Annotated in this window: 1 protein-coding gene; it reads left to right on the forward strand. The window is 79.5% G+C overall.

The genetic code is table 11. The annotated features are described in order from the left end of the window. Positions 1-596, forward strand: a 596-nt coding sequence (locus AE652_RS42705) for a hypothetical protein (protein ID WP_049661754.1), incomplete at both ends; no start/stop codon positions are given.

A 596-nucleotide genomic window follows, 5' to 3' on the forward strand; every position in this document is an offset into this window, starting at 1 on the left:
GAGCGGGTGGCCGGCGCGCTCGCCCTGCTCGCCGAGCACGAGGCGCACCAGGCCGTCCTCGACGGCCGCCACCGCGAGGCCTGGGAGGCCTACCGCGAGCTGCTGCTCAGGGACCCGGCCCACCCCCGGGTGCTGCACGCGCTCGGCCTGGCCGGCTACCGGCTCGCCGCCGGTGCCTCCGATGCCGCCGACACCTCCGATGCCGCCGCCGACACCGCCGACGGTCCCGACAGCCCAGGCGAGGAGGTCTGGGCCTGGACGATCGGCAGCCTCGTCGCCGCCCTGCACCAGCCCGAGCTGTGGGCCGAGTCCGCCCGGACCACCGGCCGCACCGCCGAGCCCCAGCGGCTGGCCGCCGCCCGTACCGGACTGCTCGACCGCCTCCGCGACGACCTGCGCGCCCTGGACCGGGCCGCCGGGCGCAGCGGGGACGAGGTCACCGCCTGGACGCTGCGCCTCGGCCTGGAGACCCACTGCGCGGACGCGCTCGCCCAGGAGGACGTCCGGATCACCCTGCCCGGGCGCCCGGCCCGCCGCCTCGCGCTCGGCCCGACCCTCGACCGGCTGCTGCGCGCCGAGCCCGGAGCGGACGGCTG

The sequence above is a fragment of the Kitasatospora sp. MY 5-36 genome (assembly GCF_001182915.1).
Lineage (GTDB): Bacteria > Actinomycetota > Actinomycetes > Streptomycetales > Streptomycetaceae > Kitasatospora.